General features: G+C 70.6%; 24 protein-coding genes. 19 read left to right on the forward strand and 5 right to left on the reverse strand.

The annotated features are described in order from the left end of the window. Positions 1 to 159 precede the first annotated feature (159 nt). Together bioD and BWR60_RS17895 are read right to left on the reverse strand one after the other, a co-directional pair. Positions 160 to 810 (reverse strand): dethiobiotin synthase, encoded by a 651-nt coding sequence (gene bioD, locus BWR60_RS17890; RefSeq protein WP_088152385.1) that lies wholly within the window; start codon positions 808 to 810, stop codon positions 160 to 162. A 186-nt stretch (positions 811 to 996) separates the two neighbouring features. Further along, positions 997 to 2,034 (reverse strand): GlxA family transcriptional regulator, encoded by a 1,038-nt coding sequence (locus BWR60_RS17895; protein WP_088152386.1) that lies wholly within the window; start codon positions 2,032 to 2,034, stop codon positions 997 to 999. A 243-nt stretch (positions 2,035 to 2,277) separates the two neighbouring features. Here BWR60_RS17895 and BWR60_RS17900 point away from each other — a divergent pair, with 243 nt between their 5' ends. The 16 genes from BWR60_RS17900 to BWR60_RS17975 all read left to right on the forward strand — a co-directional run bounded on the left by BWR60_RS17900 (position 2,278) and on the right by BWR60_RS17975 (position 17,771). After that, on the forward strand, positions 2,278 to 3,951 hold the full coding sequence (locus BWR60_RS17900; protein WP_088152387.1) for a formate--tetrahydrofolate ligase: 1,674 nt from the start codon (positions 2,278 to 2,280) through the stop codon (positions 3,949 to 3,951). Positions 3,952 to 4,201: 250 nt separating this feature from the next. Beyond that, the gene (locus tag BWR60_RS17905; RefSeq protein WP_088152388.1) at positions 4,202 to 4,768 is read left to right on the forward strand and encodes a tyrosine phosphatase family protein; all 567 of its coding nucleotides are present in this window, start codon (positions 4,202 to 4,204) and stop codon (positions 4,766 to 4,768) included. 283 nt (positions 4,769 to 5,051) lie between these two features. Further along, entirely contained in the window at positions 5,052 to 6,302 is a 1,251-nt protein-coding gene (locus BWR60_RS17910) for a sarcosine oxidase subunit beta family protein (RefSeq protein WP_088152389.1), read from the forward strand. A 10-nt stretch (positions 6,303 to 6,312) separates the two neighbouring features. Further along, positions 6,313 to 7,146, forward strand: coding sequence for a type I methionyl aminopeptidase (gene map / locus BWR60_RS17915; protein ID WP_088152390.1), 834 nt, complete (start codon positions 6,313 to 6,315; stop codon positions 7,144 to 7,146). Positions 7,147 to 7,160: 14 nt separating this feature from the next. Continuing rightward, the gene (locus BWR60_RS17920; RefSeq protein WP_088152391.1) at positions 7,161 to 7,526 is read left to right on the forward strand and encodes a sarcosine oxidase subunit delta; all 366 of its coding nucleotides are present in this window, start codon (positions 7,161 to 7,163) and stop codon (positions 7,524 to 7,526) included. Positions 7,527 to 7,532: 6 nt separating this feature from the next. Next, positions 7,533 to 10,574, forward strand: a complete 3,042-nt coding sequence (locus tag BWR60_RS17925; protein WP_088152392.1) for a sarcosine oxidase subunit alpha family protein — start codon at positions 7,533 to 7,535, stop codon at positions 10,572 to 10,574. Continuing rightward, positions 10,567 to 11,190 carry a sarcosine oxidase subunit gamma gene (locus BWR60_RS17930; RefSeq protein WP_088152393.1) on the forward strand — a complete coding sequence of 208 codons (624 nt, stop codon included), beginning with the start codon at positions 10,567 to 10,569 and terminating at the stop codon, positions 11,188 to 11,190. Before BWR60_RS17925 ends, BWR60_RS17930 begins: the two co-directional genes overlap by 8 nt. 245 nt (positions 11,191 to 11,435) lie before the next feature. Beyond that, on the forward strand, positions 11,436 to 11,984 hold the full coding sequence (locus tag BWR60_RS17935; RefSeq protein ID WP_088152394.1) for a carboxymuconolactone decarboxylase family protein: 549 nt from the start codon (positions 11,436 to 11,438) through the stop codon (positions 11,982 to 11,984). A gap of 77 nt (positions 11,985 to 12,061) precedes the next feature. Continuing rightward, complete coding sequence (locus BWR60_RS17940) at positions 12,062 to 12,901, forward strand: helix-turn-helix domain-containing protein (protein ID WP_088152395.1); 840 nt, start codon at positions 12,062 to 12,064, stop codon at positions 12,899 to 12,901. Positions 12,902 to 13,012: 111 nt separating this feature from the next. Then, positions 13,013 to 13,372, forward strand: coding sequence for a GFA family protein (locus tag BWR60_RS17945; RefSeq protein WP_088152396.1), 360 nt, complete (start codon positions 13,013 to 13,015; stop codon positions 13,370 to 13,372). 79 nt (positions 13,373 to 13,451) lie between these two features. Beyond that, entirely contained in the window at positions 13,452 to 13,916 is a 465-nt protein-coding gene (locus BWR60_RS17950; RefSeq protein ID WP_088152397.1) for a MarR family winged helix-turn-helix transcriptional regulator, read from the forward strand. A 17-nt stretch (positions 13,917 to 13,933) separates the two neighbouring features. Then, positions 13,934 to 16,006: an FUSC family protein gene (locus BWR60_RS17955; RefSeq protein ID WP_088152398.1), complete on the forward strand. Its 2,073-nt coding sequence runs from the start codon at positions 13,934 to 13,936 to the stop codon at positions 16,004 to 16,006. Further along, positions 16,003 to 16,209, forward strand: coding sequence for a DUF1656 domain-containing protein (locus tag BWR60_RS17960; RefSeq protein WP_088152399.1), 207 nt, complete (start codon positions 16,003 to 16,005; stop codon positions 16,207 to 16,209). Before BWR60_RS17955 ends, BWR60_RS17960 begins: the two co-directional genes overlap by 4 nt. Positions 16,210 to 16,222: 13 nt before the next feature. After that, on the forward strand, positions 16,223 to 17,110 hold the full coding sequence (locus tag BWR60_RS17965; RefSeq protein ID WP_088152400.1) for an efflux RND transporter periplasmic adaptor subunit: 888 nt from the start codon (positions 16,223 to 16,225) through the stop codon (positions 17,108 to 17,110). Between the two features lie 55 nt (positions 17,111 to 17,165). Next, positions 17,166 to 17,480 (forward strand): type II toxin-antitoxin system RelE/ParE family toxin, encoded by a 315-nt coding sequence (locus BWR60_RS17970; protein ID WP_088152401.1) that lies wholly within the window; start codon positions 17,166 to 17,168, stop codon positions 17,478 to 17,480. 9 nt (positions 17,481 to 17,489) lie between these two features. Further along, the gene (locus BWR60_RS17975; RefSeq protein WP_088152402.1) at positions 17,490 to 17,771 is read left to right on the forward strand and encodes a helix-turn-helix domain-containing protein; all 282 of its coding nucleotides are present in this window, start codon (positions 17,490 to 17,492) and stop codon (positions 17,769 to 17,771) included. A gap of 157 nt (positions 17,772 to 17,928) precedes the next feature. Here the strand turns inward: BWR60_RS17975 and BWR60_RS17980 are convergent, their stop codons facing one another. After that, positions 17,929 to 19,773: an ABC transporter ATP-binding protein gene (locus BWR60_RS17980; protein ID WP_088152403.1), complete on the reverse strand. Its 1,845-nt coding sequence runs from the start codon at positions 19,771 to 19,773 to the stop codon at positions 17,929 to 17,931. Between the two features lie 232 nt (positions 19,774 to 20,005). Between BWR60_RS17980 and BWR60_RS17985 the strand changes: the two genes are divergently transcribed. Beyond that, a complete protein-coding gene (locus BWR60_RS17985) occupies positions 20,006 to 20,569 on the forward strand; it encodes a hypothetical protein (RefSeq protein WP_088152404.1) in 564 nt (187 codons plus the stop codon). Positions 20,570 to 20,743: 174 nt separating this feature from the next. Here BWR60_RS17985 and BWR60_RS17990 read toward each other — a convergent pair whose 3' ends face one another. Continuing rightward, positions 20,744 to 21,622, reverse strand: coding sequence for an NmrA family NAD(P)-binding protein (locus BWR60_RS17990; protein WP_088152405.1), 879 nt, complete (start codon positions 21,620 to 21,622; stop codon positions 20,744 to 20,746). A gap of 101 nt (positions 21,623 to 21,723) precedes the next feature. On the opposite strand from BWR60_RS17990, the gene BWR60_RS17995 reads away from it, so the two are divergent. Continuing rightward, positions 21,724 to 22,653 carry a LysR substrate-binding domain-containing protein gene (locus BWR60_RS17995; RefSeq protein ID WP_088152406.1) on the forward strand — a complete coding sequence of 310 codons (930 nt, stop codon included), beginning with the start codon at positions 21,724 to 21,726 and terminating at the stop codon, positions 22,651 to 22,653. Positions 22,654 to 22,686: 33 nt separating this feature from the next. Here BWR60_RS17995 and BWR60_RS18000 read toward each other — a convergent pair whose 3' ends face one another. Then, entirely contained in the window at positions 22,687 to 22,869 is a 183-nt protein-coding gene (locus BWR60_RS18000) for a DUF1674 domain-containing protein (protein WP_088152436.1), read from the reverse strand. A gap of 94 nt (positions 22,870 to 22,963) precedes the next feature. Between BWR60_RS18000 and htpX the strand changes: the two genes are divergently transcribed. After that, positions 22,964 to 23,839: a zinc metalloprotease HtpX gene (gene htpX / locus BWR60_RS18005; protein WP_088152407.1), complete on the forward strand. Its 876-nt coding sequence runs from the start codon at positions 22,964 to 22,966 to the stop codon at positions 23,837 to 23,839. Positions 23,840 to 23,915 lie beyond the last annotated feature (76 nt).

The following is a 23,915-nucleotide window of genomic DNA, read 5'->3' on the forward strand; positions in this document are numbered from 1 at the left end:
ACGAAAACGGGCGCCTTCGGGGCGCCCGTTGCATTTCCCAACCTCCTCGCCGTCATTGCGAGGAGGCGGAGCCGACGAAGCAATCCAGGGGCCGGTTCGCACTGGCCCCTGGATTGCTTCGCTACGCTCGCAATGACGGTGTTGGGAGCGATGGCGGTCTCAGGCCGCGGCCACCGCCTCCGACACGATCTCGCCCAGCGGCGGGACGGCGTGCGACAGCTCCTCGATCACCGCGCGGGTGACCTTCGGCAGCTCCGGGATCTCCAGGATCACCGGCACGCCGCCATGCTTCTCGATCGCGGCGCGGTTGCCGGCGTTCAGCGGACCGTTCATCACCACGCCGGCGATCGGGATCTTGCGGCTGCGCAGCGCCTCGATCGTCAGCAGCGTGTGGTTGATCGTGCCGCGGCCGCTGCGGGCCACCACGATGGTCGGGAAGCGCCACACCCCCAAGAGGTCGATCGCCAGGGTCGAGCAGTCCAGCGGCACCATCAGGCCGCCGCCGGGGCCTTCGATCAGCAGCGGCCGCGGCGAATAGGCCGGGGTCAGCGTCGCCGGGTCGATCTCGCTCTCCTCCAGCGCCGCGGCGGCCACGGGGGCCAGCGGCGCCTGGAAGGCGTAGGTCGGCTTCTGCAGCCGCTCGGCCGGCAGGCCGGTCAGGGCGGCGATGGTCGCGGTGTCCGCCGGCTTCTCGGCCAGGCCGGTCTGCACCGGCTTCCAATAGTCGGCGTCCCAGGCGGTGGCCAGGCAGGCGCAGGCGAGGGTCTTGCCGACACCGGTGTCGGTGCCGGTCACATAGAATCGGGTCATGGGGTGCTAGGGGTCTCAGCGGCGAGGCGGTCGGCGGCCGAAGCGGGCTGCCAGGTCCGGTCTACGGGCATTCGGGTCCGGGATGCCGTTACGCGAAGTCGCGGACTATGCACAGATCGGTCCTCCGAAGCGAGTCCCCAGATACCGCAGCGCAGCAAAGCTGGGATGCGTCCGTCAAGTGGGACCTTAAGCAGGGACCTTCTGGCGCACCGGCCGTTCGGGCATCGGCACGCCGCGCAGGATGGCGTTCGCCCGCTCCTCCCGCGGCGAGCGGCCGTAGATCTGGCGGTAGCATTTCGAGAAATGCGAGGCCGAGACGAAGCCGCAGGCCAGGGCCAGGTCGACGATCGGCAGGTCGCTCTGGTTGATCAGGTGCTGCGCCCGCTCCAGCCGCAGCTCCAGATAGTAATGCGCCGGGCTGTGGCCCAGCTGCTTGCGGAACAGCCGCTCCAGCTGCCGGCGCGACAGGCCGACATGGGCCGCCAGCTCCTCCTGCGGCAGCGGCTCGGCGATGTTCGCCTCCATCAGCTCGATCGCCGAGACCAGCTTCGGGTTGTGCACGCCCAGCCGGGCCCGCAGCGGCAGGCGCTGGCGGTCATGCGGGCTGCGGATGCGGTCGACCAGGCATTGCTCGGACACCTTGGTCGCCAGGTCGCGGCCCTGCCGCAGCGCGATCAGGTGCATCATCATGTCGATCGCCGCCGTACCGCCGGAGCAGGTGAAGCGGTTGCGGTCGACCTCGAACAGGTCGCTCGACACCGGGATCTCGGGGAAGGTCTCGGCGAAGCCCGGCAGGTTCTCCCAATGAATGGCGCAGCGATAGCCGCCGAGCAGCCCGGCCCGGGCCAGCAGGTGCGAGCCGGTGCACAGCGCGCCGATGCCCACCCCCTGCCGCTCCGCCCGGCGCAGCCAGGCGAAGACCTCGTCGTCGCGGTAGCGCTCGATGCCGAGGCCGGAGCAGGCGAAGATCATGTCCAGCGGCTTGGACACGCCGGACTGGCGGCTGAGCTCGGCCAGCGAGGTGTCGACGCCGACGCTGATGCCGTTGCTGGCCTTTACCGCCTGGCCGTCCTTCGACAGCACGGTCCAGCGGTACAGCGGCTTGCCGGCCATGCGGTTGGCGATGCGCAGCGGCTCGACCGCGGAGGTGAAGGCGATCATCGAGAACTGCGGAATCAGCAGGAACCCGATGGTCTCGGTGTCGAAGGCTGGATCCTGGCCCATCACTTCTATGCCTCCCGGCGGCGCAACGTTGGCGCCGCATCCGACGAATCGGTAGCACGGGTCGCAAACTCGACAAAGAGGCCAGTTGCGACGGGCTGACGGCCGTGCCGCCCGGTGGACGCATGGCTGACGGCCGGGTCCGGACGCGCGTCGCAGCCGGAACGGACGACGTCGCCGCAGACGCGGCGGCATCGCCTCTGCTATGGGACGGTTTCCGCCAAAACAATTCTGGGACCTGGGGACATGGGGGCACCGTCGGATATCGAGATCGCCCGGGCCGCGACGCTGCGGCCGATCGCCGAGGTCGGCGCGAAGCTCGGCATCCCCTCCGACGCGCTCTACCCCTACGGCCCGCACATCGCCAAGCTGACGCCCGGCTTCATCGACGGGCTGGAGGGGCGGCCGGACGGCAAGCTCATCCTGGTCACGGCGATCACCCCGACCCCGGCGGGCGAGGGCAAGACCACCACCACCGTCGGCCTCGGCGACGGGCTGAACCGGATCGGCAAGAAGGCGGCGATCTGCCTGCGCGAGCCGTCGCTGGGCCCCTGCTTCGGCATCAAGGGCGGCGCCGCCGGCGGCGGCCATGCCCAGGTGGTGCCGATGGAGCAGATCAACCTGCACTTCACCGGCGACTTCCACGCCATCAGCAGCGCCCACAACCTGCTGGCGGCGCTGCTGGACAACCACATCTACTGGGGCAATGCGCTCGGCCTCGACACCCGCCGGGTGACCTGGCGCCGGGTGATGGACATGAACGACCGGGCGCTGCGCTCGATCGTCACCAGCCTGGGCGGCGCCCCGAACGGCTTCCCGCGCGAGGACGGCTTCGACATCACCGTGGCGTCGGAGGTGATGGCGATCTTCTGCCTGGCCAAGAGCCTGGAGGACCTGGAGCAGCGGCTGGGCCGCATCATCGTCGGCCAGTCGCTCGACCGCCGGCCGGTGACGGCGAAGGAGCTGAAGGCGGACGGGCCGATGACCGTGCTGCTGAAGGACGCCTTCATGCCCAATTTGGTGCAGACGCTGGAGAACAACCCGGCCTTCGTCCATGGCGGGCCCTTCGCCAACATCGCCCATGGCTGCAACTCGGTGATGGCGACGAAGACGGCGCTGAAGCTGGCCGACTACGTCGTTACCGAGGCCGGCTTCGGCGCCGATCTCGGGGCGGAAAAATTCTTCGACATCAAGTGCCGCAAGGCCGGGCTGAAGCCGGCCGCGGTGGTGATCGTCGCCACCGTGCGGGCGCTGAAGATGCATGGCGGCGTGGCCAAGGAGGATCTCGGCCAGGAGAATGTGGCGGCGCTGAAGAAGGGCCTGGCCAATCTCGGCCGCCACATCCGCAATGTCGGCCAGTACGGCGTGCCGGCGATCGTCGCGGTCAACCGCTTCGTCGCCGACACCGAGGCCGAGCTGCAGGCGGTGCGGGACTACTGCGCCGAGCACGGGGTCGAGGCGCAGGTCTGCAGCCACTGGTCGGACGGCAGTGCCGGCACGGTGGAGCTGGCGCACAAGGTCGCGGCGCTGGCGGAGGACCATTCCCAGTTCCGCACCCTCTACGATGACGACCTGCCGCTGTGGGAGAAGATGCGGACCATCGCGACGGCGATCTACGGCGCCGACGACGTCATCGCCGACAAGCGGGTGCGCGACCAGTTCGCCCAGTACCAGAAGGGCGGATACGGCCATTTCCCGATCTGCGTCGCCAAGACCCAGTACAGCTTCTCCACCGACCCGGCGGTGAAGGGCGCGCCGTCGCACCACATCGTGCCGGTGCGCGAGCTGCGCCTGTCGGCGGGGGCGGAGTTCCTGGTGGCGATCTGCGGCGACATCATGACCATGCCGGGCCTGCCCCGGACGCCCGCGGCGAACAGCATCCGGCTGAACGAAAGCGGGCAGATCGAGGGGCTTTTCTAGCCGATCGAAGCCGGCTCTCCCCCTCACCCTCCCGTCGCCTATGGCGCCGGGCCCCTCCCTCTCCCCGAGGAGAGGGGAATGGGCCGGCTTGTTTCACCTCTCCTTGGGGAGAGGTCGAAATCGCATCGCGATTTCGGGTGAGGGGGTGGCTCCGGCCCTGCCGATGCGCTCATGGCTGAGGCCCGGCATCGGCGTTTGACCGGGCGGCGGCGGGACGGGACAGTGCAGCCCCGCTTCCGAGGACGATCCGATGCTGCTGCACCCCGACCGCCATCTCACTGTCTGCGGCCTGGAGGAGATCGCCGGCTTCCGTGCCGCCGGCGTCACCCATGTGCTGTCGATCGCCGATCCCGGGACCCCGGCCGAGACCTATTTCGACGGCTTCGCGCCGCATCGCCGCCTCGACCTGCGCTTCCACGACATCATCGACGAGATGCCGGGCCAGGTCTTCCCGACCCCGGACCATGTCGCCTCGATCCTGGAGTTCGGCGAGGACATGGCGGCGGAGGGCGAGAGCCTGCGCCACCTGCTGGTGCATTGCCATATGGGCATCTCGCGCTCCTCCGCCTCGATGCTGATGCTGATCGCCCAGCGCCATCCGGGCGAGGAGGAGGCGTCGGTGGCGCGGCTGGCGGCGATCCGGCCGCAGGCCTGGCCGAACACGGTGATGATCGACTATGCCGAGGCGGCGCTGGGCACCCAGGGCCGGCTGCGCGACGCGCTGCGCCCGCAATACCGCCGGGTGCGGGACGAGCAGCCGGAGCTGATCGCCATGCTGCGCCGCGTCGGCCGCGGGCGCGAGATCCCGGTCGATTAAGCAAGCCGAACCAATGCGTTGCCTCTCCCGCTTGCGGGAGAGGTCGGAGACGCGAAGCGGCTCCGGGTGAGGGGATTTTGTCGAGGCCTGGGCCAGCCCTCACCCGGTCGTCCCGCGGACGCCCGACCTCTCCCGCCAGGCGGGAGAGGCAACGCAAACCGGTCAGCCTGTTCTCACTCCGCCCTTGGCGCAGGGCGACGCCTGCGTGTCGCGCCTGAGCGCGCGGCGGGGCGGGCGGCTTTGCACCATGCCCCACGCTCACCCTGGACCGGCCATCGGATCGATGTCGCGCTATTCCATCTTCTCCCTCGCGCGCCAAGCGCTGTCGCACCACGAAGGCTGGCAGAAGGCCTGGCGCTCGCCCGATCCCAAGCCGGCCTATGACGTGATCATCGTCGGCGGCGGCGGCCACGGCCTGGCCACCGCCTACTACCTGGCGAAGGAGCATGGCATCACCAATGTCGCGGTGCTGGAGAAGGGCTGGATCGGCGGCGGCAACACCGGCCGCAACACCACCATCGTCCGCTCCAACTACCTCTACGACGCCTCGGCCTTCATCTACGAGCACGCGCTGAAGCTGTGGGAGGGCCTGTCGGCCGACCTCAACTACAACGTGATGTTCAGCCAGCGCGGCGTGATGAACATCTGCCACGACCCGCATGAGGCGCGCGAGCTGATGCGCCGGCTGCACGCCAACCGGCTGAACGGCATCGACAGCGACTGGCTGACCCGCGAGCAGGTGCTGGAGTTCTGCCCGGCGCTGAACCCGGACCCGACCATCCGCTTCCCGGTCTATGGCGGCACGGTGCAGCGCCGGGCCGGCACGGCGCGGCATGACGCCGTTGCCTGGGGCTATGCCCGCGGCGCCGACAGCCGCGGCGTCGACATCATCCAGAACTGCGAGGTCACCGGCTTCCGCACCGAGCAGGGGCGCGTCGTCGGGGTCGAGACCACGCGGGGATATATCGGCGCCGGCAAGGTCGGGGTGGTGGCGGCCGGCCACAGCTCGGTGCTGGCCAACCTCGCCGGCTTCCGCCTGCCGCTGGAAAGCCATCCGCTGCAGGCGCTGGTCTCCGAGCCGATCAAGCCGGTGATCGACTGCGTCGTCATGTCGAACGCGGTGCACGCCTATGTCAGCCAGTCCGACAAGGGCGAGCTGGTGATCGGCGCCGGCATCGACGGCTACGTCTCCTACTCCCAGCGCGGCGGCTTCGCGGTGATCGAGGAGACGCTGGCCGCGATCGTCGAGATGTTCCCGATCTTCAGCCGCATGCGCATGCTGCGGCAATGGGGCGGCATCGTCGACGTGGCGCCGGACGCCAGCCCGATCATCGGCAAGACCCCTGTCGAGAACCTGTTCATCAATTGCGGCTGGGGCACCGGCGGTTTCAAGGCGACGCCGGGCTCGGGCCATGTCTTCGCCCATACCGTCGCCCGCGGCGAGCCGAACGCCATCGCCGCGCCCTTCGCGCTGGACCGCTTCGCCTCCGGCGCGCTGGTGGCCGAGCACGGCGCCGCCGCCGTGGCGCATTGAGGGCGCGGCCATGAAGATCCATTCGGGCGCGTTCGAGATCGACACCGACGGCAGGCGGGTGCCGCTGCACGGGCCGGAGGGCTTCGCCGGCATGCGCCGGGCCGGCCATGTGGTGGCCGAGGTGCTGGACCGGATCACGCCGGAGGTGCGGCCCGGCGTGTCGACGCTCGATCTCGACGCCATCATCACCGGCCATATCGCCGAGCTCGGCGCCCGGTCGGCGACGATCGGCTACAAGGGCTACCGCCACGCCAGCTGCATCTCGGTCAACCACGTCGTCACCCACGGCATCCCGGACGCGGCCAAGCGGCTGCAGGACGGCGACATCCTCAACATCGACGTGACCGTGATCGTCGATGGCTGGCACGGCGATTCCAGCCGGATGTATGTGGCCGGCGAGGCCGGGGTGAAGGCGCGGCGTCTGGTCGACGTGACCTGGGAGGCGATGATGGCCGGGATCGCTGCGATCCGGCCGGGCGCCCATCTCGGCGATGTCGGCCATGCTGTCCAGACCGTGGCCGAGGCGGCGCGGTTCAGCGTCGTCCGCGACTTCGTCGGGCACGGCATCGGCCGGGTCTTCCACGACGCGCCGGACGTCCACCATGTCGGCCGGCCGGGGCGCGGCCTGATCCTGCGGCCGGGCATGATCTTCACGGTCGAGCCGATGCTGAACGCCGGCCGGCCCGAGGTGAAGGTGCTGGCCGATGGCTGGACCGCGGTCACCCGCGACCGGTCGCTGTCGGCCCAGTTCGAGCACAGCGTCGGCGTCACCGAGGACGGGGTCGAGATCTTCACCCTGTCGCCCGCCGGCCACACCAAGCCGCCTTACGGCACGGCCGCCTGAGGGAAGGGGAGAGCATGTTCCTGATCGACTGCCCCCGGTGCGGCCCGCGGGACCAGCGCGAGTTCCGCTGCGGCGGCGAGGCCCATATCCGCCGTCCGGCCAACCCGGCCGAGCTGAGCGACGCGGAGTGGGCCGACTACGTCTTCATGCGCTCCAGCCCCAAGGGGCTGCATTACGAGCGCTGGGTCCACATCCATGGCTGCCGGCGCTGGTTCAACATCGCCCGCAACACGGCGACCGACGAGATCCTGGCGGTCTACGGCCCGGGCGACCCGCCGCCGGCGATCGACGGCCAGTCCATCCCCACCCCGTCCGGCGAGCCGGCGCGGGGCACCGCCAACGCGCCGCTGGTCGATCCCGCCAGCGCTTCCGGCTCGTAAGATCCCATGACCCAACGCTATCGCCTGGTCGGCCGCGGCGCCGATATCGACCGCAGCCAGAGCGTCGCCTTCGCCTTCGACGGCACCTCCTATCGCGGCTATGAGGGCGACACCCTGGCCTCGGCCCTGCTGGCCAACGGCGTCCACCTGCTGGGCCGCAGCTTCAAGTACCACCGGCCGCGCGGCGTGATCTCCGCCGGGCCGGAGGAGCCGAACGCCCTGGTCCAGCTCGGGCCCGACGCGGCGCGGACCGACCCGAACAGCCGCGCCACCCAGGTCGAGCTGTTCGACGGCCTCGTCGCGCGCAGCCAGAATCGCTGGCCGTCGCTGCGCTTCGACCTGCAGGCGGTCAACGACCTGTTCGCGCCGCTGATCCCGGCCGGCTTCTACTACAAGACCTTCATGTGGCCGCGCTCGCCCAAGGCCTGGATGGTCTATGAGCGCTTCATCCGCCGCGCCGCCGGCCTCGGCGTCTCGCCGCGCCAGCCCGACCCCGACCGCTACGACCATGTCAACGCGCATTGCGACGTGCTGGTGGTCGGCGGCGGCCTCGCCGGCCTCGGCGCCGCCCTGGCGGCGGCCCGCGCCGGCGCCCGGGTGATCCTGGCCGAGGACCAGCCCCGCTTCGGCGGCTGGCTGCGGTCGGAGCCGACGGCGTCGATCGGCGACGCCGGCGCGCTCGACTGGGTCGCGGCGACGGTGGCCGAGCTGGCCTCGATGCCCGATGTCCGGGTGCTGCCGCGCACCACCGCCTTCGGCTATTACGGCCACAACTGGCTGGGCCTGCTGGAGCGCGCCAGCGACCATATCGCGCCGCACGCCGTGCCGGCCGGCACGCCGCGGCAGCGGCTGTGGAAGGTGCGGGCGAAGCAGGTGGTGCTCGCCACCGGCTCGATCGAGCGCAGCCTGGTCTTCGCCGAGAACGACCGCCCCGGCATCCTGCTGGCCGGCGCCGCCCGCGCCTATCTGAACCGCTGGGGCGTCAAGGTCGGCGAGAAGGTCGTGGTCGCCACCGGCGACGACAGCGCCTATGCCACCGCCCTCGACCTCGCCGCCGCCGGCGTCGCCGTGCCGGCGATCGTCGACACAAGGCCGGATCCGGACGGGCCGCTGGTGCGGGCGGCGCGGGCCGCCGGCCTGCCGGTCTATGCCGGCCATGCCGTGGTCGGCACCTCCGGCCGCCTGCGGGTGAACGAGGTGCGGCTGATGCCGCTGTCCCCCGACGGCCAGTCGGTGCGGCGCGGCGCCGAGACCACCATCGCCTGCGACGCGGTCGCCATGTCCGGCGGCTGGAACCCGGTGCTGAACCTGCAGTCGCAGTCGCGCGGCCGGCTGCGCTGGGACGAGGCGCGGGCGACCTTCATGCCCGGCCAGTCCTTCCAGGCCGAGCGCTCGGCCGGCGGCTGCGCCGGCACGCTGCGCTTCGCCGACGCGCTGCAGGAGGGCCTGGTGGCCGGCGCCGCCGCGGCCTCGGCCGCCGGGCTGACCCCGGTGGCGGTGCCGGTGCCGCCGGTCGAGACCACGCAGGAGGAGCCGGGGGCCGGCGACGACCGGCCGCTGTGGTATGTGCCGTCGGACCGGCCGGCGAATGCCGTGCGCGCCTTCGTCGACTTCCAGAACGACGTCACCGCCAAGGACATCCGGCTGGCGTTGCGCGAGGGCATGGTCTCGGTCGAGCACGTCAAGCGCTACACCACCACCGGCATGGCCACCGACCAGGGCAAGACCGGCAACGTCAACGCGCTCGGCATCGTCGCCCAGACCATGGGCAAGACGATCCCGGAGATCGGTGTCACCACCTTCCGTCCGCCCTACACCCCGGTCACCTTCGGCGCCATCGCCGGGCGCGGGGTCAAGGCGCTGTACGCCCCGATCCGCCGCACCCCGATGCATGGCTGGGCCGAGCGGCACGGCGCGGTGTTCGAGAATGTCGGCGGCGGCTGGAAGCGCGCCTGGTATTTCCCGAAGCCGGGCGAGGACATGCATGCGGCGGTGAACCGCGAGGTCAAGGCCGCCCGGACGTCGGTCGGCGTGATGGACGCCACCACCCTCGGCAAGATCGACGTCCGGGGGCCGGACGCGGCGGAGTTCCTGAACCGCGTCTACACCAATGCCTGGGCCAAGCTGGCGATCGGCGGCTGCCGCTACGGCCTGATGCTGGGCGAGGACGGCATGGTCAAGGATGACGGCGTCACCACGCGCCTGGCCGACGACCATTTCCACATGACCACCACCACCGGCGGCGCCGCCACCATCCTCGCCTGGCTCGAGGAATGGCTGCAGACCGAATGGCCGGACCTGAAGGTGTTCCTGACCTCGGCCACCGAGCAATGGGCCGTTGCCACCATCTCCGGCCCGAAATGCCGCGAGCTGCTGTCGCGCCTGACCGACATCGACCTGTCGAACGAGGCCTTCCCGCATCTGACCATGCGCGAGGGCACGGTCGCCGGGCTGCCGGCGCGGGTGTTCCGCATCTCCTTCACCGGCGAGCTGTCCTACGAGATCAACGTGCCCGCGAGCCATGGCCTGGCGCTGATGGAGGCGATCGAGCGGGCGGGGCAGGGGCTGGACTTGGTGCCCTATGGCACCGAGGCGATGCATGTGCTGCGCGCCGAGAAGGGCTTCATCATCGTCGGCCAGGAGACGGATGGCACCACCACGCCGGGCGACCTGGGCATGGACTGGATCGTCGGCAAGAAGAAGCCGGACTTCATCGGCAAGCGCTCGCTCGACCGCGCCGACACGGCGCGGGCCGACCGCAAGCAGCTGGTCGGCCTGCTGACCGACGACCCGAAGCTGATGCTGGAGGAGGGGGCGCACATCATCGACACGGCGACGCCGGGCGCCCCGCCGGTGCCGATGCTGGGCCATGTCACCTCCAGCTACTGGAGCCCGAACCTGGACCGGTCGATCGCCCTCGCTTTGGTCAAGGGCGGGTCGGGCCGGCTCGACGGCACGGTCCACATCGCCATGCCCGACCGCACCATCCCGGCCCGCGTGGTGAAGCCGGTCTTCGTCGACCCCGAGGGAGGGCGCCTGCATGCCTGACACCATGACCGCCCCGGGCGACGCCTCGGCCCGGCGCTCGGCGACCGCCGGGCTGGTCCGGCCGCTGGGGACGTCGGCCAATCCGGGCGTCCGCCTCGCCGAGATCGCGCATGAGGCCAAGCTGAACCTGCGCGGCGAGCTGGCCGATCCCGGCTTCGGCGCGGCGGTGTCCGGCGCGCTCGGGCTCGACCTGCCGGCGCGGCCCGGCGTTGCCGCGGGCGATGGCGTCGCGGCGCTGTGGCTCGGGCCCACCGAATGGCTGGTGGTCGGCGGCGTCGACCGCGAGGCCGACCTCGCCGCCCGGCTGCAGGGAGCGCTGGCCGGCCGCCATGCCGCCGTCACCAACGTCACCGACAACTGGACGGTGATCGCGCTGGCCGGGCCGAAGGCGCTGGACGTGCTGGCCAAGGGCTGCCCGCTGGACCTGCATCCGCGCTCCTTCCCGGCGGGGTCGGTGGCGCAGAGCATGGTCGGCCAGGCCGACGTCGTCCTGCACCGCACCGACGACGCCGACGGCGCGCCGCGGCTGCGGGTCTATGTCCGCCGCTCCTTCGCCCAGTATCTCTGGGACTGGCTGGCCGACGGCGCGCTGGAATACGGGGTGGGCGAGGGCTGAGGACAGCCGGCCGGCGCCATCGGTTAAGCCTCCCAATACGTCATTGCGAGCGCAGCGAAGCAATCCAGGGGCCGGTGCGCACCGGCCCTGGATTGCTTCGTCGGCTCCGCCTCCTCGCAATGACGGTTGGGGTTTAGCCCGATGCTCTGGTTTCGACGACCTCGGAAGTAGTTGGGCCGCCTCCGCCGATCGGCTTTGCTCTCCCTCGACGCGGACGATCCCGTCCGCCCGAGATGGAGAGAAGCATGCCGTCCTATCCGATCCACAGCATCGCCACCGCGCCCGAGGCGGCGCGGCCGGTGCTCGATCAGCTCGAGAAGACCTTCGGCATGGTCCCCAACCTCGCCGGGGTCATGGCGAATTCGCCGGAGCTGATCAAGGCCTTCGCCGGCCTGTTCCAGCAGGTCCATTCCGGCACCTTCACCGAGGCGGAGATCCAGACCCTGCTGCTGACCAATGCGGTCGCCAATGCCTGCGACTGGGCGGTGGCGTTCCACACCTTGCTGGCCTTGAAGGAGGGGCTCGCGCCCGCCGATGTCGAGGCGATCCGCGGGCGCGGCGTCCCGGCCGACCGCCGGCTGGCCGCCCTGTCCGGCCTGGCCCGGACGCTGATCGAGACCCGCGGCTATGTCAGCGGCGATGATCGTGAGGCCTTCGTCGCGGCCGGGTTCCGCCGGGAGCAGGCGCTGGAGATCCTGGCCGTGACCGCGGCCTCGACCATCACCAACTATGCCGGCAGCATGACCCGGCCGCCGCTCGAGGATGTCCTGCGGCCGCATGCCTGGCGGGACTGACCGGGCGCATGCCATGCCCTCCGGGGCATGGCACCCTGGTGTCGAAGGACGTCGCGCAGCTTCGAGGGAGGCCGGCCATGCCGATGCAGGATCCGATCGCCGGGCCGCGGGGCGGCCAGGTCGGCGCCCTGCTGCGCCACTGGCGCGATCTGCGCCGCAAGAGCCAGCTGGAGCTGTCCTTCGACACCGGCGTGTCGCAGCGGCATCTCAGCTTCATCGAGGTCGGGCGCAGCGCGCCCAGCCGCCAGATGCTGATCGACATCGCCACCGCTCTGGACATGCCGCTGCGCGACCGGAACACGCTGCTCCTGGCCGGTGGCTATGCGCCGATCTACCCCGACGGCGCCTGGGACGGCCCGGAGATGCGCGGCATCACCAAGGCCCTGGAGCGCATGCTCCGCCAGCACGAACCGTTCCCGGCCCTGGTCATGGACCGCTACTGGACCGTGCTGATGACCAACCGGTCCGCCCCGCGCTTCTTCGGCCGCTTCACCGACCTGTCCGCCCGCAAGGCGCCGCGCAACCTGCTGCACTTGGTGTTCGACCCGGACGGCCTGCGGCCCCACATCGCCGACTGGCCGGCGGTCGCGGAAAGCCTGGTCCAGCGCGTCCATCGCGAGGCCGTGGGGCGCGTCGTCGACGACAGGATCAAGGAGCTGCTGGCGGCGCTGATGGCCTATCCGGATGTCGAGCCCGCCTGGGCATCCCTCGCCGCGGCAGACATCCAGGGCCCGGCGCCGGTCATCCCGATCGGCCTGATCAGGGACGGCAGGGTGCTCAACTACTTCTCCATGGTCACGACCGTCGGCACGCCGCGGACGGTCGCGGCCCAGGAGCTCCGCATCGAGTCGATGTTCCCGGCGGATGAGGCGACCGAAGCGCTTCACGCCGAGCTCATGGGCGGGGAGCCGGCATAGGCGGCGGCCCGGCAGGGCCCTGATCCCGGTGGACAGGCTGCCCCTCCCAGGCGACTCTGCCGCCCGAACGCCGTCGTGATTCACGGCGATCCAAAGGCCGGAGGAACGCCCATGCCCGAGATGAAGACCTATGAGGGCGGCTGCCATTGCGGCGCCGTGCGCTACCGGGCCGAGACCGACCTGGCGCGGGTGATGAGCTGCAACTGCTCGCACTGCCAGAAGCGCGGCCTGATGCTGACCTTCGTCACGCCCGACCACTTCACCCTCCTGTCGGGCGGCGACGGGCTGGCCGACTACCAGTTCAACAGGAAGGTGATCCACCACCTGTTCTGCCCGGGCTGCGGCATCGAATCCTTCGCCCGCGGCCGCAAGCCGGACGGCACCGAGATGGTCGCGATCAATGTCCGCTGCCTCGACGGCCTCGACCTCACCACCGTGACCGCGATCCCGATCGACGGCCGCAGCCACTGAGTCGCCGCGATTTTCGGCGGGACCTGCCATGCGGCAATCGCGTTTCGGAGCTAATAATTAGCATCCTAATAAATAGCGCATGTCGAATGTCTCCCCCACCCGCGACGATTTCGGCTTCCGCATCTACCTGATCGGGCGGCTGTGGCGGCGCGAGGTCGACGAGATGCTGGGCCGCTACGGCCTCAGCGACGCGACCTGGCAGCCGCTGCTCCACCTGTTCCGGATCGGCGAGGGGCTGCGGCAGCGCGACCTCGCCGATTCGCTCGGCATCGAAGGGCCGTCGCTGGTCCGCCTGCTCGATACGCTCGAAAGCCAGGGGCTGATCGAGCGGCGCGAGGACGAGGGCGACCGCCGGGCCAAGGCGGTGCATCTGACCGAGGACGGCCGCACCCTGGTCGAGGGCATCCGCGGTGTCGCAGCCGAGGTGCGCGAGCGCCTGCTCGCTGGCGTCTCCGACGAGGATATGGTGCTCTGTCTCGGCGTGCTGGACCGGATCGAGCGCAACATCGCCGCCGGCCGGCCCGCAGCTGAGGGTGGCCGCTAGGCTCGTCGGGGGAACGAATGGACTGGCCGACCTGGCGTGACGGCGTGTTCTCGCTGCGCACCTTCTGCGCCGCGATCCTGGCCGCCTGGATCTCGCTGCGCATCAACCTGTCCTCGCCCGGCACGGCGATGCTGACGGTCTACATCGTGTCGCAGCCACTGACCGGCATGATGCTGTCGAAGAGCGTCTACCGCGTGCTCGGCACCGCCGTGGGCGTGCTGGCCAGCGTCACCTTCATCGCCCTGTTCGCGCAGGAGCGCGAGCTGTTCGTGCTGGCCAGCGCGCTGTGGTTCGGCTGCTGCATCTACGTCTCGGTCATGCTGCGCGACGCGCCCGGCGCCTATGCGCCGCTGCTGGCGGGCTACACCGCCGCGATCATCGGCTTTCCGGCGATCACCGCGCCGGACACGGTGTTCGACATCGCCACCAACCGCTGCGTCGAGATCCTGCTGGCGATCTCCTGCGCCGGCGTGCTCAGCGCCATCATCCTGCCGCGCCCGGTCGGCCCGGTCCTGCTGGGCCGGATCGAGGCGCTGCTGGCGGCCACGGCCCAATGGGCGGTCGGCATCCTGCGCACCGAAGGCACGGAGGAGGCGCCGCAGACGGACCGTGCCCGGCTGATCGGCGACGCGGTGGCGCTGGAGACGCTGCGCGCCCATGCCGTGTTCGACACGCGGGCCATCCGCCTGGCCAACGACGTCATCCGCCAGCTGCAGGGGCGGCTGTTCACCTTCCTGGCCGTGCTGGTCTCGATGCAGGAGCGCGGGCGGCTGCTGCGCTTCCGCGACCCGGCGCGGTGGCAGGCGATCCGCCCGGCCTTCGAGGCGGTGGCGCGGATCATGGACCGCTCGCTGGGCCCGGACCAGCCGGACGATGACGACAGCGTCGGCGCCGCCCGGCGCCTGATCGACACGATGCAGCCGTCGCTGGAGGAGCTGCGGCAGAGCCAGACGGCCATGATCGTGCGCATCCTGCTGGACCGGCTGCAGGACCTGCTGACCCTGCGCGACGACTGCCGGCGGCTGCGCGACCATGTCGCCGCCGGCACCCGGCCGCGCACCATGCGGTCGGCGCCGTCGATCAGCCGGCATCGCGACCAGGCCGCCGCCATCATGGCCGGGATCACCGCCTTCACCGCGCTGGTGGTCGCCTGCGGCTTCTGGATCCTGACCGCCTGGCCCAACGGCGCCGCGGCCGCCACCATCCTGGTCGTCGTCTTCGGCTTCTTCTCCGGCGCGGACGAGCCGGCGATGCCGGCCAAGGAATTCCTGCGCATGGCGGCGGTCGCGTCCGTCATCTACCTGCTCTACTTTGCGCTGGTGCTGCCCCGGGTCGACGGCTTCCCGATGCTGGCCCTGGTGCTGGGCGCGGTGCTGGTGCCGGCCGGCATGCTGATGCCGGCGCCGCGGATCGGGCCGTCCGGGCTGCTGCTCTGCATCAACTTCCTGACCCTGCTGGGGCTGTCCGACCGCGCCTCGCTCGACTTTGCCGGGGCGGTCAACAACGCCCTCGCCACCCTGGCCGGCATCGCGCTCGCCGTGCTGCTGTTCCGGCTGATCCGGCCGCTCGGCGTGCGCTGGATGGCGCAGCGCTTCGTCACCGGCATCATGGCCGACCTGGCGCGCATGGCGTCGGGCGGCGGCCTGTCGCAGGCCGAGTTCGAGAGCCGGATGTTCGACCGCATCAACGGCCTGTTCTCGCGGCTCGACCACGCCTCGCCCGGCGACCGGCCGATCCTGCACGGCGCCCTGGCCAGCCTGCGCGTCGGCCACAACATCATGATCCTGCGCCGGCTGTCCGGCCGGCTGCCGCCGCCCGGGACGCGGGCGGTGGAGACGGCGCTGGCGGCGCTGGAGCGCCATTTCGGCCTGGCCTGGCGCCACCGCGGCGGCAGCGGGCCCGACGCGATGGCCGCCTTGGCCCGCGCCGGCGAGGTGCTGCAGGGCCTCGACACCGACCGCAACACGGTCGCCGCCCTGGTCTCGGTCACCGCGATCTGGGTGACGCTGTCCTACCAGTCGGAGTTCTTCGCCATGCCGCAGGCCGATGGCCCGGCCCTCATCCGCGACCTGATCGTGCCGACGCCATGAACCCGCTGATCAAGGAAATCGACCTCGCCGGCGTCTACCTGTCGCCGATGCTCGGCTACCTGGTGGTGGCGCTGCTCCTCACCGGCGTGCTGCGCTTCGTGCTCGGCCGCGTCGGCGCCTATCGCTGGATCTGGCATCCGGCGCTGTTCGACCTGTCCCTGCTCCTGATCATCCTGACCGCCCTCGTCGCGCTGACGATGTGAGGGAGAGAAGACCATGAAATACGCAGCCCTCGCCCTCCGCGTCATCATCACCCTGGTCATGGCGGCCGGCGCCGTCGTCGCCGGCATCCTGCTGTGGCAGTACTACATCGACAGCCCCTGGACCCGGGACGCCCGGGTGGCGGCGGAGATCGTGCAGGTGGCACCCGACGTCTCCGGCATCATCGTCAGCCTGCCGGTGGTCAACAACCAGGCGGTGAAGAAGGGCGACGTGCTGCTGGTGATCGACCCCGACCGCTACACCCTGGCGGTGCAGCGGGCGCAGGCGGCGCTCGACAGCCAGCAGGCGCAGACCGAGCAGCTGGAGGCGGATGCCGCCCGCCGCGCCAAGCTCGGCAGCAACGCCATCTCGATCGAGGCCCAGCAGCAGGCGGAATCGGCGGCCCGCGCGGCCCGCGCGGCGGTGGAGCAGGACCAGGCGGCGCTGGACACGGCGAAGCTGGACCTGGAGCGGACGACGATCCGCTCGCCGGTCAACGGCTATGTCTCGACCCTGATCCTGCGCCAGGGGGCCTATGCCACGGCGGGCAAGCAGGTGATGGCGATCGTCGACGCCGACAGCTTCCATGTCCGGGGATATTTCGAGGAGACGAAGATCCCGCGCATCCACCCGGACGACAAGGTCGAGATCCGGCTGATGGGCGTGTCGACGCCGCTGCAGGGCCATGTCGCCAGCATCGACCGGGCGATCTCGGACCGCGAGGTGTCGCTGAACTCCTACTACCAGATCGTCGACGTGAACCCGACCTTCAGCTGGGTCCGGCTGGCCCAGCGCATCCCGGTGCGGATCGCGCTCGACAAGGTGCCCGACGGCGTGCTGCTGGCCTCGGGCATGACCGCGACGGTCGAGGTGTTGCCGAAGGCGGAGGGAGCGGCGAAGTAGGGCGGCAAGTTGTCCCTGTTATATCTATACTGATTTTGATATAAGCGGACGAAGCATGACGGCGCCGATTGTCTTCCTGGGGGATTCGCTCGATCGCCTTCGGGAGTTTCCGGACACGGCGCGGCGCGAGGCCGGTATCGAGTTGCGTCAGGTGCAGCTTGGGCTGGATCCGTCGGACTGGAAGCCGATGAAGACAATCGGGCCCGGCGTTCGCGAGATCCGCATTCGCGACAAGGCCGGAGCATTCCGGGTGATCTATGTCGTCAGGCGTGGCGACGCGGTCTACGTGCTTCACGCGTTTCAGAAGAAGACGCAGCAGACCGCGAAGAAGGATTTGGACCTGGCTGCCGCGCGATTGCGGCAGATCTGAGAGGCTGCCATGGAACGCCAGAGCTTCGACAATGTCTGGGATGCGCTGGAGGACACGCCGGCCGAGGCTGCGAACATGACGATGCGGTCGGATCTGTTGATCGCGCTCCGCCAGCAGGTGCAGGGCTGGGACGTCACCCAGGCCGAAGCCGCTCGGCGACTCCAGATCACACAGCCCCGCTTGAACGACCTGCTGCGCGGCCGGATCGGCAACTTCAGCCTCGACGCGCTGATCAATCTGGCGGGCCGGGCCGGGCTGACGGTCCGCCTCGACATCACCGAGGCGGCCTGATCAGCGGCACTCTTAGAGACCGTTTGGAAATGCGCTGGCGTGAGTCGGCTGGCGGTGGTTTCGAGAACCGGAGCGCAGCGCACATTTGGTGCGTGAGCACCGGAAGCGGAGAAACCACCGCCAGACGGCCGCGCCAGTAGCATTTACAGACGGTCTCCTACTCCGCCGCCTGCTCCTCCTCGCCGAGGAAGCCGCCGGACTGGCGGCGCCACAGCGAGGCGTAGTGGCCGTTGGCCTGCAGCAGCTCCTCATGGCTGCCGATCTCGACGATGCGGCCGCGCTCCAGGATCACCAGTCGGTCCATCCGGGCGATGGTCGACAGGCGGTGGGCGATGGCGATCACCGTCTTGCCCTCCATCAGATCCTCGAGCTGCTCCTGGATCGCCGCCTCGACCTCGGAATCGAGCGCCGAGGTCGCCTCGTCCAGGATCAGGATCGGCGCGTTCTTCAGCACCACCCGGGCGATCGCCACGCGCTGGCGCTGGCCGCCGGACAGCTTCACGCCGCGCTCGCCGACATGGGCCTCGTAGCCGCGCCGGCCGCGCCAATCCTCGACATCCAGGATGAAGTCATGGGCATGGGCCTGCTTGGCGGCGGCCACCACCTCGGCCTCGCTGGCGCTCGGGCGGCCGTAGTTCAGGTTCTCGAAGATCGAGCGGTGCAGCAGCGAGGTGTCCTGGGTGACCACCGAGATCTGCTCGCGCAGGCTCTCCTGCGTCACCCCGGCGATGTCCTGGCCGTCGATCAGGATGCGGCCGCGCTCGACGTCGAAGAAGCGCAGCAGCAGGTTGACCAGGGTCGACTTGCCGGCGCCGGAGCGGCCGACCAGGCCGATCTTCTCGCCCGGCCGGATGTCGAGGGTCAGGGCCTCGATCACCCCGCCCGGCCGGCCGTAGTTGAAGCTGACCTGGTCGAAGCGGATGCCGCCCTCGGTCACCTTCAGCCGCTTGGCGCCCGGCTTGTCGACCAGGCGCAGCGGGTTGGCGATCGAGATCATGCCCTCCTGCACCACGCCGATATTCTCGAAGATCGTGGTCACCTGCTGCGCCACCCAGCCGGCCATGTTGACGATCTGCCAGGTCAGCGGCAGCACCATGGCGACGGCGCCCAGCGCCACCAGCCCCTGGCGCCACAGCAGGATGGCGATGGTCGCGGTCGACACCACCAGCAGGGCGTTGGTGGTCGACAGGCACAGGTTGAACAGGGTGATCAGCCGCAGCTGGCTGCGGAAGATCACGGTGTGGCCGTCCACCGCCTCGCGGACGTAGTCGTCCTCCTCCTTCGCCCGGGCGAACAGCTTCACGGTCAGGATGTTGGTGTAGCTGTCGACGATCCGGCCGGTCAGCAGCGACCGCGCCTCCGACATCTCGACCGAGCGCTGCTTCAGCCGCGGCACGAAATAGGTGAGGAGGACGATGTAGACGGCGAACCAGCCCACGGTCGGCAGCGCCAGCCACAGATCGGCGCTGGCCAGCAGCACCAGGGCGCTGGTGCCGTAGACGGTCAGGTACCAGACCGCCTGGATCGACATCACCGTGCTGTCGCGCAGGGCCACCCCGGTCTGCATCACCCGGTTGGCGATGCGGCCGGCGAAATCGTTCTGGAAGAAGGTCCAGCTCTGCCGCACCACATGCCAGTGGCTCTGCCACCGGATCAGGTTGGTGAAGCCCGAGGCGATGATCTGGTTGGTGATCAGCGCCTGCAGGAACAGCGCGGCGGGGCGGCAGATCAGCAGCACCGCGGCCATGCCGGCCAGCAGGTGCCAGTGGTCGGCGAACAGGGCCTCGGGCGTCACGGTGCTCAGCAGCGTGACGACCCGGCCGATGAAGACCGGGATCAGCGCGTCCAGCAGCGCGACGGTCAGCCCGGCGCCGAGCAGGGCGACGTAGTAGCCGCGCACCTGCCTCAGGAAGAACCAGTAGAACCGCAGCAGACTGCCCGGCGGCTGGCCAGGCATGCCCGTGGCGGTCGGCAGCACGCGGGCTTCGAAAAAGCGGAACATGGGTCGGGCTTCCGGCGGGCGTTCTTCTTTGGGCGGCAGGATTTCAGCCTGCGCCGGCAACGTCGCCACGAAAAGACCGGACAATTGGACACAGGAATTCGTCCGGCGCGGGGCTCGCGACATTTCCGTCTGTGCGCGCGGTCACTGGCGGGCCCGCGCGGGACGCTAGGATCTCGGCCTGGATGCAGGGGCGCGGCCGGATCGTCCGGCGGCGGCATCCGAGGGGTAAGACATGAAGTACATCATCGTGCCGGTCCTGGTGGCGCTCGCCGGCTGGGCCATCCGGCCGGCTTTGGCCGACGACATCCACGACGCGCTCGGCCAGGCGGAATCGGCCTATAGCAGCGGCGATTACGGCCGGGCCAAGAAGGCGGCCGACCTGGCGGCGACGCTGCTGGGCCAGCTGGCGGCGGAGCAGCTGGCCAAGGCCCTGCCGACGCCGCTCGACGGCTGGACGGCGGAGGAGGCATCGGGCGATTCGTCCGCCGCGGCGATGTTCGGCGGCGGCGTCCAGACCGAGCGCGGCTACACCAATGCCGACGGCCAGCAGGTCCGCATCCAGGTGATGGTGGATTCGCCGCTGGTGGCGCAGATGGCCGGGCTCTACGCCAACCCGGCGATGGCGGCGATGATGGGCAAGCTGGTCAAGATCGGCGGCCAGCAGGCCGTGGTGAACGAGCAGGGCGAGATCCAGATGCTGGTCGACAGCCGCGTCCTGGTCACCGTCACCGGCGACGCGCCGGCGGAGGCGAAGCAGAAATATGCCGAAGCCGTCGACCTGGCGAAGCTGAAGTGAGCGGCGGGCGAGGGGCTTCGGCCCCTCGCCCGAGAGACCGCCTGTAAATGCGCCGGCGCGGCCGTCTGACGGCGGTTTCTCCGCTTCCGGTGCTCACGCACCAGACGTGCGCTGCGCTCCGGTTCTCGAAACCGCCGCCAGCCGACTCACGCCAGCGCATTTCCAAACGGTCTCTCAGACTGCGGTCTTGATCAGTCCGGCGATCACAGCGTCGATCGGCGTCGTCCCGCGGCGGTGCCCGGCGGCCGGATCGGTGGCGAAGTCGACATGGCCGCTGTTGATGGCGCGGTTCAGCTCGACGAAGCCGTCGACGGCGCCGGGTGAGAAGCCGGCCTGCGACAGCGCCCCGGCCCAGCCCGCCTCGGGCACGGCGACGGACTGCACCGGCCGGCCGAGCGCCTGGGCGAAGGCGGCGGCGACGTCGTTGGGCGAAACCGCGGCCGGCCCCTCCAGCCCGATCGTCCGGGTCCCGGTCCAATCCTCTCGCAAGGCCCTGGCGGCGGCGCGGCCGATATCGGCGGTCGCCACCATCGGGATCGCGCGGTCGAGCGGCGCCAGGAAGCTGGGCAGCACGCCCTGCGCTGCGGCGACGCCGGCCACCCCGGCCCAGTTCTCCATGAAATAGGCGGCGCGCAGGAAGGTCGCCGGCGCGCCGGTCGCGGCCAGGCGCTGCTCGACCGCGCGGTTGACCAGGATCAGCCCGGTGCCGTCCGGCCGGTCGGCGCCGACCGAGGACAGGGCCACCAGTTTCGGCAGCCTGGCGGCCGCCACGGCCTCGGCGATCGCGGCGGCCATCGCCTGGCCGCGGGCGATCGGCGCCGGCTCGGTGTAGGAGGGCGGGACCAGCAGATAGGCGCCCGTCGCGCCGGACAGGGCATCGCTCAGGGCCGGGACATCGGCCAGGTCGGCGACCGCCACCTCCGCGCCCTGCCGGGCCCAGGCCTCGCCCTTCGCCGCGTCGCGGACGACCACGCGCACACGCTCGCCCGCCTCGATCAGGGTCCGGGCGGCGACAGCGCCCGTCCGCCCGGTCACGCCGGTGACGACATACATCGCTTCTCTCCTGGCTGGATGCGGCCCCCGCATCGGGGGCCGGTGCCCAAGAGATGCGGCCGGCATCGCCATATCTCAAATGCATGGTTATGATCATCCACATGCGTGAAGTGGATCTGAGATCCGTCGACCTGAATCTGCTGAAGCTGCTCGACGCGCTGCTGCGCGACCGCAGCGTCACCCGCGCCGGGCAGCGGCTCGGCCTCAGCCAGCCGGCGGCCAGCCGCGGCTTGGGCCGGCTGCGGCGGCTGCTGGCCGACCGGCTGGTGGTGCGGACACCGCACGGGCTGGAGCCGACGCCGCGCGCCGCCGCCCTGGCCGAGCCGGTGGCCCGGCTGCTGGACGGGGCGCGGGCGATCGTCGCGCCGGCGGCGTTCGACCCGGCCACCGCGCGCGGCAAGGTCGTGATCGGCAGCGTCGACTACACGACCCTGCTGCTGATGCCGGCGCTGGCGTCGCGGCTGTCGCGGCTGGCGCCCGGGCTGGATGTGGAGGTGCCGCCCCTGGTCGGGAGCCATGTCGAGCTGATCGCGCGGGATGCCGCCGACCTCGCGCTCGGCGTCTATGACGACCTGCCGGCCGGGTTCTTCCGCCGGCGGCTCTACGACGAGGACATGGTCTGCGTGGTGCGGCAGGGCCATCCGGTGGCCGGGCAGGGACTGACGCTGGAACGCTTCGTGGCGCTGTCGCACGTCACCATCATCGTCACCGGCCGCGGCGAGGCGCCGGTCGACGTCGCCCTGGCGCGGCTCGGCCTGGCCCGGCGGGTGGCGATGCGGCTGCCGCATTTCCTGGTGGCGCCGATGCTGGTGGCGCGCAGCGACATGATCCTGTCGCTGCCGCGCCGCCTGGCCCGGCAGGCCGCAACGATGGTGCCGCTGACGGTGCTGGAACTGCCGCTGGACCTCGACCCGCTGCCGATGTCGATGATCTGGCACGAGCGGCGGCAGGACGACCCGGCCCATGCCTGGCTGCGCCGGCAGGTGGTCGAGGCGGTGCGGGAGGTCGCGGGTCCGGACGACCGGGTTTGACCCCGGCGCGGACGCTGCCGGCGGCCTGGGCGCTCAGAAATCCGAGCAGCGGCCGTTCACATCCCAGTCGCCGTAGCGGGTCGGCTCGGGGCCCTTGGGGCCGCCGATCTCGCCGGGCATCTGCGGCACGATCTCGACCGGTGCGCCGGTGCGCGGATCGATGCGCTCGGCCAGGTCCTGGGGCGACAGCGGCTTGGGGGTCTCGGTCTCGCTCATTTCCTGGATATGGCCCTGCCTCGCCACCGTGTCCAGGCTTGATCGGAAGCGGGCCGGGGCCATCTGATCCGGGACGAGACGGACGGAGGAATTGATGTCGGGCTATATCCGCACGGCGATGCTGCTGGCGGCCCTCACCGCGCTGTTCATGGCGGCGGGCTGGCTGCTGGGCGGGCAGGGCGGAATGATGATCGCGCTGCTGGTGGCGGTGGGCATGAACCTGTTCGCCTACTGGAACGCGGACAAGATGGTGCTGCGCATGCACAATGCGCGCGAGGTCGATGCCCGCACCGCGCCCGACTTCTACAACCTCGTGGCCCGGCTGGCCGAGCAGGCGCAGCTGCCGATGCCGCGGGTCTACATCATCGACACCGACCAGCCGAACGCCTTCGCCACCGGCCGCAACCCGCAGAACGCCGCGGTGGCCGCCACCACCGGCCTGTTGCGCCGGCTGTCGGCGGAGGAGGTGGCGGGCGTGATGGCGCATGAGCTGGCGCATGTCCGCAACCGCGACACGCTGATCATGACGATCACGGCGACCATCGCCGGCGCGCTGTCGATGCTGGCGAATTTCGGCCTGTTCTTCGGCGGCGGCGACAACCGCAACAACCCGCTCGGCTTCATCGGCGTGATCCTGACCGTGATCCTGGCGCCGCTGGCCGCCATGCTGGTGCAGATGGCGATCAGCCGGAGCCGCGAATACGAGGCCGACCGGGTCGGCGCCGAGATCTGCGGCCGGCCGCTGTGGCTGGCCTCGGCCCTGGAAAAGATCGAGGCGTTCTCGCAGCGGATCGACTACGGTGCGGCGGAGCGGAACCCCGCCACCGCCCACATGTTCATCATCAATCCCCTGCACGCCCATGCGGTCGACAGCCTGTTCTCGACTCACCCGAAGACCGCGAACCGCGTCGCCGCGCTGCAGCGCCTGGCCGGCATGGCCCCGGCCCAGGCGCGCGGGCCGTGGGGGTGAGGCGGGGCTGAACGCCGGCTGGGCCGGAGCCGCCCCCTCACCCGAAATCGCTGCGCGATTTCGACCTCTCCCCGGG

Origin of the sequence: Inquilinus limosus, from assembly GCF_002195995.1 — a bacterium.
In the GTDB taxonomy this organism is placed as follows: Bacteria; Pseudomonadota; Alphaproteobacteria; order DSM-16000; family Inquilinaceae; genus Inquilinus; species Inquilinus limosus_C.

Bases quoted from the DNA above. Each gene is read 5' to 3' on its own strand.
- BWR60_RS17895 (WP_088152386.1), bottom strand. From the start codon at position 2,034: ATGGGCCAGGATCCAGCCTTCGACACCGAGACCATCGGGTTCCTGCTG.
- BWR60_RS17995 (WP_088152406.1), top strand. From the start codon at position 21,724: ATGCGTGAAGTGGATCTGAGATCCGTCGACCTGAATCTGCTGAAGCTG.
- BWR60_RS17960 (WP_088152399.1), top strand. From the start codon at position 16,003: ATGAACCCGCTGATCAAGGAAATCGACCTCGCCGGCGTCTACCTGTCG.
- BWR60_RS17950 (WP_088152397.1), top strand. From the start codon at position 13,452: ATGTCGAATGTCTCCCCCACCCGCGACGATTTCGGCTTCCGCATCTAC.
- BWR60_RS17925 (WP_088152392.1), top strand. From the start codon at position 7,533: ATGACCCAACGCTATCGCCTGGTCGGCCGCGGCGCCGATATCGACCGC.
- BWR60_RS17935 (WP_088152394.1), top strand. From the start codon at position 11,436: ATGCCGTCCTATCCGATCCACAGCATCGCCACCGCGCCCGAGGCGGCG.
- BWR60_RS17940 (WP_088152395.1), top strand. From the start codon at position 12,062: ATGCCGATGCAGGATCCGATCGCCGGGCCGCGGGGCGGCCAGGTCGGC.
- BWR60_RS17900 (WP_088152387.1), top strand. From the start codon at position 2,278: ATGGGGGCACCGTCGGATATCGAGATCGCCCGGGCCGCGACGCTGCGG.
- BWR60_RS17910 (WP_088152389.1), top strand. From the start codon at position 5,052: ATGTCGCGCTATTCCATCTTCTCCCTCGCGCGCCAAGCGCTGTCGCAC.
- BWR60_RS17955 (WP_088152398.1), top strand. From the start codon at position 13,934: ATGGACTGGCCGACCTGGCGTGACGGCGTGTTCTCGCTGCGCACCTTC.
- BWR60_RS17990 (WP_088152405.1), bottom strand. From the start codon at position 21,622: ATGTATGTCGTCACCGGCGTGACCGGGCGGACGGGCGCTGTCGCCGCC.
- BWR60_RS17970 (WP_088152401.1), top strand. From the start codon at position 17,166: ATGACGGCGCCGATTGTCTTCCTGGGGGATTCGCTCGATCGCCTTCGG.
- BWR60_RS17945 (WP_088152396.1), top strand. From the start codon at position 13,013: ATGCCCGAGATGAAGACCTATGAGGGCGGCTGCCATTGCGGCGCCGTG.
- BWR60_RS17920 (WP_088152391.1), top strand. From the start codon at position 7,161: ATGTTCCTGATCGACTGCCCCCGGTGCGGCCCGCGGGACCAGCGCGAG.
- BWR60_RS17980 (WP_088152403.1), bottom strand. From the start codon at position 19,773: ATGTTCCGCTTTTTCGAAGCCCGCGTGCTGCCGACCGCCACGGGCATG.
- BWR60_RS17930 (WP_088152393.1), top strand. From the start codon at position 10,567: ATGCCTGACACCATGACCGCCCCGGGCGACGCCTCGGCCCGGCGCTCG.
- BWR60_RS18000 (WP_088152436.1), bottom strand. From the start codon at position 22,869: ATGAGCGAGACCGAGACCCCCAAGCCGCTGTCGCCCCAGGACCTGGCC.
- BWR60_RS17965 (WP_088152400.1), top strand. From the start codon at position 16,223: ATGAAATACGCAGCCCTCGCCCTCCGCGTCATCATCACCCTGGTCATG.
- bioD (WP_088152385.1), bottom strand. From the start codon at position 810: ATGACCCGATTCTATGTGACCGGCACCGACACCGGTGTCGGCAAGACC.
- htpX (WP_088152407.1), top strand. From the start codon at position 22,964: ATGTCGGGCTATATCCGCACGGCGATGCTGCTGGCGGCCCTCACCGCG.
- BWR60_RS17905 (WP_088152388.1), top strand. From the start codon at position 4,202: ATGCTGCTGCACCCCGACCGCCATCTCACTGTCTGCGGCCTGGAGGAG.
- BWR60_RS17985 (WP_088152404.1), top strand. From the start codon at position 20,006: ATGAAGTACATCATCGTGCCGGTCCTGGTGGCGCTCGCCGGCTGGGCC.
- map (WP_088152390.1), top strand. From the start codon at position 6,313: ATGAAGATCCATTCGGGCGCGTTCGAGATCGACACCGACGGCAGGCGG.
- BWR60_RS17975 (WP_088152402.1), top strand. From the start codon at position 17,490: ATGGAACGCCAGAGCTTCGACAATGTCTGGGATGCGCTGGAGGACACG.